This window comes from Chitinophaga sp. (assembly GCF_036566945.1).
GTDB lineage: Bacteria > Bacteroidota > Bacteroidia > Chitinophagales > Chitinophagaceae > Chitinophaga.
In genome coordinates this window covers 1-7,310 of the sequence record NZ_DATCVJ010000840.1, presented here as the reverse complement: position 1 = coordinate 7,310, position 7,310 = coordinate 1, and the positions used below count along the sequence as shown (strand labels likewise).

The following is a 7,310-nucleotide window of genomic DNA, read 5'->3' as shown; positions in this document are numbered from 1 at the left end:
CCGCCACGCCTAGTATTGCAGCGGCAGCGATCCATTTATAATCAATCGTGTTGACTCTTTTTTGTTGATACGTACGACTTTCTATAACAGCCAGCATTTTATCGGAAATGGCTGCTGGTAACGCATTGTCCGGGTGAAATGAATGCCAGCTATCTTCCGTTAACCAGTGCTGTAAAGCTTCCGGATGCTCCGCGAAATAAGCGGTGACCGCCTGCTTTTCTGATTCATTGCATTCGCCCCGGAAAAACTTTTCAAGTAATGTTGCTGGATGATTCATATCTATGTATTCGTTTGAAAACAGCAAATCCCTCACTGCTTAACAATTTGTAAATATTGGAAGAAGAAAAGAGGTCAGAGGAAATGGGATATCATCGTGATGAGTAATAACAACAGGGAGTCTTTTAACTGCCGGATAGCCCGTACAATGTGATTTTCAACTGTTTTTGGGGAGATGGATAACTGTTTGGCGATCTCTTTATGTGGAAGTCCTTCAAAGCGGCTTAGTTTAAACACATTTTTCCTGATGGGAGATAATTGTTCAATGCTGTTATATACCCGCTTTAATTCTTCTTTCACGGTCAGGTCTGTTTCCATATGCCAGTCCGGCGTTTCCCGGACCATCGATTCGGTGTGTCTGTTCCTGACCTGCTGCTTGCGCAAAAGGTCTGTCATCACGCTCTTGGCTATACGAAATAGTTGTGCAGAGATATTAAAATTTGTTGATAGTTTTTCTCTTCTTTCCCAAAGTAGTATGAAAGATAACTGTACTGTTTCTTCAGACAGGTAAACAGAGTGTGTACATTTCAATACGTAGAAATAAAGTTTTGTATGATATTGTTGATATATCATTTTAAAACTTTCGATATTTCCATTCTTTATATCCTGTACGATACTTTCCATAATGATCGCAAATATCTAATGGACCTAAACAAGATACAAGGAATTACTGATTATATTATTGTTATTTTCCCCTTTCCTTACTTCTTCAGTTTCAATATCAAAGGCGCCGTTGCTACGCCCGGAATGGTCACTGTAATGGACAAATCGAGGGCCGAGTCGCTTACATTTTCTATCCAGTGCGGATCGTTGTCACCCTTTTGGGAAGTCAGCAGAAATACCGCATCGTGTACATCCAGTTTCCAGGTACCGGCGTTACCGGCAGTAGGCAGGATCAGCTCCGTGCAGCCGTCGATGCTAAAGTTGCCATCTGACCCGAATTGGTAGGTGTTTGTTTTGGTGCAGGTAAATAAAGCGCCGGCAGGGCCCAGCAGTGGCGCCAGCGGAAGAATGCTGGTACCGGCCGGAATATTTTGTCCGCCCAGCTTCACCGACACGGCAAAAACGATGTCTTTTTGTTGCCAGGTGCCGGCTATCTGTCCGTATTTCTGCGAGGGCTCCGGCTTGGTGTCCTTGTTTTTTTTACAGGCCATCGTTAGCAGGGAGCCGGCTACCAACAGCAGGAATGCTTTTCCAGGGATAAAATTGTACATAACGCGTTTAAGTTAAATGAATGGTGCTATTATGTATTCGTTTGAAAAAGCAAAATCCCTCAGGCGGTAACAATTAGTTCATATAAAGTGGATTGCCCCTGTTTATTCATACAACCATACCCGTAATAACGAAATCAGCTGATCCACATCTACCGGTTTGGTAATGTAATCGGAGGCCCCGGCATTAATACATTTCTCGCGGTCGCCGGTCATGGCTTTGGCGGTAACGGCTATAATAGGCAGGGTTTTGTACTGCGGTATTTCCCGGATCCGGCTGGTAGACTCATAGCCATCCATTTCGGGCATCATCATGTCCATGAGTACCAGATCTACTTTAGGTCCTTCCTGCAACTGATGGAGGGCTTCTTTTCCATCTATGGCAGACAATACCTTCAGGCCGTAGGCTTCCAGTGATTTGGTGAGCGAGAAAATGTTGCGTACATCATCATCTGCTACGAGCACGGTTTTATCTTTCAGTATTTCACTGAGCTCTTTCATTTTTTTGTACTGGGAGTTACCGGCTTCTTTTTTATTGGTTTCCACAAGATGAAGGAACAGGGATACTTCATCGAGGATGCGCTGATAGGAGTGAGCAGTTTTGATCACAATAGAATCTGCATATTGCTTGATGCGGAATTCTTCTACATTTGATAAATTTTTGCCGGTAAAAATGATGATAGGCAAATTTTCAAAACCGGGTGTCTTTTTCACATCTTCCAGTACATCATAAGATCCCTGGGTGGGGATGCCCATGTCGAGGATCACACAGTCCACTTCATTGCGGTTGAGGGCTTTTAATCCTTCGCCTACCGTGTTTTTGATCTCTGTAGAGATGTCAAAACTTTCGAGGAAATAGGCGAGTCCCTGTGCATGCTTTTTATTTTCTTCTACAATCAGTACTTTTTTAGGATAACGACTGAGAGCCAGTTCTATTTTCTGAAATACTTCGCCGAGTTTTTCAATGGCTACGGGCTTATTGATAAAGTCGACCGCTCCACGGGAAAGACTCCGGTGTTTCACTTCATGCGACGACATAATATGAACAGGGATTGGTCGGGTAGCGGAATGGGTTTTCAGTTCTTCCATTACTTCCCAACCGCTTTTCACGGGGAGTTCAATATCCAGTAAAATGCCTAGTGGCAGGAACTGTTGGGCCAGTGCTACGCCTTCGTCGCCGCGTACGGCCACAATGCCTTTGTAGCCGCTTTGGCGCGTGTAATTCAGCAGGGACAGTGCAAAGCCGGTATCATCTTCAATGATCAGGATGATTTTATCGCCGGGATTGATCTGATCTCTGTCGTCTGGTATGGCTGCCGGAATGCGGGGCGATACGTATTTGGGTTCTTTGAAAACAGCTTTCTCAGTCGGCGTTGTAAATTCGACAGGGTTTAACTGCACTGTGTCTTTTTCCAATGGAATGGTCAGCGTAAAGGTGCTGCCTTTTCCTTCTTCGCTTTCCAGGTAAATTTCGCCGCCCAGCAGTTTGGCCAGTTCACGGCTAATGGAAAGTCCCAGGCCGGTGCCACCATATTTTCTGCGGGTAGATCCGTCGGCCTGTTGGAAGGCTTCGAATACGGTGAGCTGTTTATCTTTGATAATACCGATGCCGGTATCTTTTACTGCAAAGGATATTCCGGGAGAGGTGGAAGTGATCTGTAACATTACTGTGCCGCGTGCCGTAAACTTCAGCGCGTTTGAAATCAAGTTGCGCAGAATTTGTTGCAGGCGTAAATGATCTGTTTCTATCATTTTAGGTAGCACTGGATCCAGTTCCACTACAAATGAAATACCTTTATCTATTGCCAGTGGCTCGAAGAGGGATTTCATTTCTTCCCCAATTTCTTCCAGGGTAACGAAGTTATAGTCCAGCTCCATTTTGCCTGACTCAATTTTTGAGAGGTCCAGAATTTCATCGATCAGCGTAAGGAGGCCGTTGCCGGAGCTTTGAATCACGCCGGCGTATTCTATTTGTTCGTTGGTGAGGTTGGCGTCATGGTTTTCAGATAAAAGACGGGAAAGCAGTAAGATAGAATTTAATGGTGTACGCAGTTCATGCGACATGTTCGCCAGAAATTCTGATTTGTATTTTGTGGTCAGCGCAAGTTCTTCTGCCTTGGTTTGTATTTCCAGGTTGCGTTCCAGGATAAGTGCATTGCTGTCTTCCAGCAAACGGCTTCTCTCTTCCAGTTCCTGGTTGGCTTCCTGCAGTTCTTCCTGTTGTACACGCAGCTCTTCGTCTGATGCCTGTAATCGCTGCGACTGGGCTTCCAGTTCTGCATTGATATTTTCCAGCTCATTGTGCTGGGATTGTAATTCTTCTGATTGCGCCTGTGTTTCTTCCAGCAGCACCTGCATACGCTGGTGATCCTGGGCGCTGTTGATGGCTATGCCGATATTGAACATGGCGGCTTTCAGGAACTCGACTGTAACTGCCGTATAAGCTTGCAGGGAGGCGATTTCAATCACGCCTTTTAATATTCTCTCGTGAAAAACAGGCAAGGCAATGATACTATCCGGTTGGAGACTGCCGCCTGAATAGTCCACCACCATGGTGGCAGATGCTACTTTTTTCAACAGGATTTCCCTGCCCGATAGCGCACTTTGTCCGGCGATATCTTCTCCAAATAATATTTCTTTCCTGATATTATTTTTATTCAGTCCTATGCTGGCAGCAAGAGATAAGGTATTTTCCGATTCCTGCAGGTAAAATACGCCTGCCGGGGAGTTGGTATAATGGGTGAGATATTCAACAACTTGTTGTGTGAGTGCGCCCAGATCTTTTTCCCCGATCATTTTTTCATTCAGGGCGGCAATGCCGGCCTGTAGCCATTCTTTATCGGATAAACTGGTAAAAGAAAATTCCAGCGAGGCGGCCATTTTATTCAGTGCGCCGGATAATGCGCCCAGTACATCTTTGCCTTCATCGCCTACACGGATCTTATAATCACCGTCTGAAACTTTGTCGGCGATGTTTTGAATAAGATGGATGCGGTGGGTGGTTTCCTCATCTTTCTGTATCAGCTCCTTTTGTAGTTGTGCCCTTTTGTCGAAGTCGCTGTTCACCCGCAAAAACGACACGATGGTGACCAGGATGGCTAATAGAGAAGCGAGTAATATCAGGATAGAAGTATACGAAGCAAACTTACTCACCGTGCTGGTGCGTCCGTTGAGAAGCACCTGTTCCCGGTCCTGCATTTGTTGCACCAGTTTCCGGGACTCATCCATCTGTGCCTTCCCCAGTCTTAAATCTTCCAGTGCAGGGGGCGTACCTGCTTTTTTATCGTCGATGAGGCGTTGTAATTGTACGAGTCTTTTATTGGAAATATCCCTTAGTTGTTCAATCGCCTGTTGTTGAACGGGGTTGTCGAGGGTCATGTCCTTGACTTCATCCATCAACTGATTTGCTTTTTGATTCGCGGTATTATATGGTTCCAGGAACTCTGCCTGTCCGCTGAGTAAAAAGCCGCGCTGCCCTGTTTCTCCATCTTTCAGCACGGAGAGCACATTGCCTAACTTAGTAATCACCTGGTTAGTATGATTCACCCAATCCTGGCTTTCCAGCAAGTTGTGGATGCTCATAAAAGAGGCAATGGAACTGATAATTAATAAAAAAAGAGAAGTGCCGTAACTGACGAGTAAATTTTTTTTAAACGATGTGTTCATCTATCTGAATGTTGTTTGTCTCAATAATAATGGCAGGTGAATTTTATACTGTTAACAGGTAGGGCGGTGACGTAATAATAGGGACCGGCCTGTTTCTTCAGATGGTGTCAGGAATAGGAGTGTGTCTTTCATAAATTTAAAAGTAGTAAAATTAATTTACCAAACCGAAAAGTATGGGCAACTTCTGATAGGCTGTTAAGCAGGCTGAGGCTGCTTATTGTCGTTTGGTATCTTTTGCTGCGGGTATATAACGGAAACGGATCATCGCATTTTTGTTTCAGCAGAAGACACTGCGTTTATCGCTGGTGAGGATGATCATTTTGGAGAGGAGTAACTATAATCCACTCAGGTGTTGACTGTTAATTCCAGTGGCTGCCCAACGTGCAGTCGCCTGAAAAGCAAGCCTCCAATACCGATGGTGATAAGGCCCTGCAGCAGTACGGTATTGGGTGTACCAATGAGTTGCGATAGGGCGCCTACCAGCAATCCGCCGAGTGGCTGCATACCAAAAAATGCCATGGCATAAAAGCTGATTACGCGTCCACGCATCGCCGGATCTACGGTGGTTTGAATGAGGGTGTTGCTGATGGTGATCTGCGACATCATCCCAAAACCTGCGAGGGTAGCAAATACCAGCGCAATGGGGTAGTAGGTGGAGTGGGAAAACAATACCAGGCCGGCGCCGAAAATCACCGTGTTGATGGCCAGAATTTTTCGAAGATTTTTTCCTGGTTTCAGCGATGCGAGGAAAATAGCGCCACAAAAGGCACCCAGTCCGATGGCACTGTCTATCACCCCAAAGGTGGAAGCGGTGCCTTTAAAAATATCTTTTGCGTATACCGGCATCAGCGTGGTGTACGGCAGTACCAGCAGGCTTACGGAAGCCAGCGTTAGTAATATCAAAGAAATGGCCGGCGTTTCACGGATATAGGTCATTCCTTCTTTCAGTTCTCCTGCTATGTTTTTAGTGCGTATTTTAGGCGTATATGCGGGTAGTTTCATGCGCAGCAGGGAACCTATCACTGCAATAAAACTAATCGCATTTAAGCCGAAGCAAATGTCTTCCCCGAACTTTTCCAGTGCCAGTCCTGCTATACCCGGACCAATCAGCCGGGAAAGATTGACCATGGAAGAATTCAGTGCCAGTGCATTGGGGAGGTCGGTTTTATTGTCTACCATTTCATACACCAGTGATTGCCTGGCTGGTACATCAAATGCGTTGATAAGGCCCAGAAACGCGCTCAGGGCAATGATTTCCCACACCGAATAGTTCCGGAAGTAAATGAGTATGGTGAGCAACAGTGCCTGTATCATGGAGGCGACCTGTGTTATTAATAACAGCTTATAGCGATTATACCGGTCGGATGCCACACCACCTAAAAAGGAAAAAACAAACGACGGAAACATGCTGGCGAAAAGGGTGAGTCCCAGCATGAACTTGGAATGGGTCTGGGAGTAGATCACCCAGCTCACGGCGGTTTTCTGCATCCAGGTACCTATCAGGGAGATGGATTGACCACTGAAATATAACCGGTAGTTGCGGCTTTTAAATGCGTTGAAAGTACTGATGTTCATTTTTTGTCGTCACTTTTACTCATAATCCACCACCTTGGCTAAAGGAGCCAGGACTGCCTGCAGGAGGGCCTGCTCTTCTTTGGTACATACACTGGCAATGGCCTTACTCAACCACTCGTCGCGTTCCCGTCTTACTTTTTGAATTCGTTCTTTGCCGGCAGCCGACAACGAAATATGTATTTTCCGTTTATCGCTGTCAGAAGGAGTGCGGGTGATTAAGTCGAGTGCCGCCAGGTGCTGTAACAATTGCCCCATCGATTGGGGCGTCATTTTTTCCATGACCGCCAGCTCCGCAGAGAGCAGTTGCTGGTGTTGATCCAGCAGCACAAGTACGGAGCGTTCACTTTGCGACAGCTGTTCATTTGCCGGCGAGAGCTTGCGCAGTTTCCGGTTGAGTCTTGCCAGCAGTGGCCGGAGTTGGGCGGCCAGTATATCGGATTGCCTGGTAGTCATTGTTTGTAAGGTAAAGTTATAAGTTTACCTTACAAAGGTAGGAAATTAGTTTCAGGTGTGGGGTCATTATTTTATCGGGTGGTGGAGGGGGAGGCCTTATTTTACATTATCTTGCCGAACGTTAAACAT

The 7,310-nt window shown here is 45.9% G+C and carries 6 protein-coding genes; all 6 read right to left on the bottom strand.

Translation table 11 applies throughout. The features are described from left to right. On the bottom strand, positions 1–277 hold a 277-nt coding region (locus VIP81_RS25360; RefSeq protein WP_331967848.1), incomplete at its 3' end, for a hypothetical protein. Positions 278–351: 74 nt separating this feature from the next. Beyond that, entirely contained in the window at positions 352–900 is a 549-nt protein-coding gene (locus VIP81_RS25355) for an RNA polymerase sigma factor (protein ID WP_331967846.1), read from the bottom strand. 77 nt (positions 901–977) lie between these two features. Next, positions 978–1,490 (bottom strand): hypothetical protein, encoded by a 513-nt coding sequence (locus VIP81_RS25350; RefSeq protein ID WP_331967844.1) that lies wholly within the window; start codon positions 1,488–1,490, stop codon positions 978–980. A 102-nt stretch (positions 1,491–1,592) separates the two neighbouring features. Beyond that, positions 1,593–5,153 (bottom strand): response regulator, encoded by a 3,561-nt coding sequence (locus VIP81_RS25345; RefSeq protein WP_331967842.1) that lies wholly within the window; start codon positions 5,151–5,153, stop codon positions 1,593–1,595. 345 nt (positions 5,154–5,498) lie between these two features. Then, positions 5,499–6,728 (bottom strand): MFS transporter, encoded by a 1,230-nt coding sequence (locus tag VIP81_RS25340; RefSeq protein ID WP_331967841.1) that lies wholly within the window; start codon positions 6,726–6,728, stop codon positions 5,499–5,501. A 15-nt stretch (positions 6,729–6,743) separates the two neighbouring features. Then, positions 6,744–7,181 (bottom strand): MarR family winged helix-turn-helix transcriptional regulator, encoded by a 438-nt coding sequence (locus VIP81_RS25335; RefSeq protein WP_331967839.1) that lies wholly within the window; start codon positions 7,179–7,181, stop codon positions 6,744–6,746. Positions 7,182–7,310 lie beyond the last annotated feature (129 nt).